Genomic DNA, 229 nt, shown 5'->3' on the forward strand with positions numbered 1-229 from the left:
TGCCGTGGACACCACCATTGAGGGGGGACTGCAGACTGTTTTCGGTGGCGGAAGTGTCTCCGGGACTCTCATTAATACCGGGGAACAGCAAGTTTCCAGCGGTGGCAGTGCCGTGGACACCACCATTGAGGGGGGACTGCAGACTGTTTTCGGTGGCGGAAGTGTCTCCGGGACTCTCATTAATACCGGGGAACAGCAAGTTTCCAGCGGTGGCAGTGCCGTGGACACC

Annotated in this window: 1 protein-coding gene; it reads left to right on the forward strand. The window is 59.0% G+C overall.

Going from position 1 to position 229, the window contains the following annotated elements:
* Nucleotides 1-229: hypothetical protein (locus BGE37_RS24965; RefSeq protein ID WP_198598496.1), on the forward strand; the 229-nt coding region annotated here is incomplete at both ends.

Origin of the sequence: Escherichia sp. MOD1-EC6300, from assembly GCF_002965045.1 — a bacterium.
Lineage (GTDB): Bacteria > Pseudomonadota > Gammaproteobacteria > Enterobacterales > Enterobacteriaceae > Escherichia > Escherichia coli_F.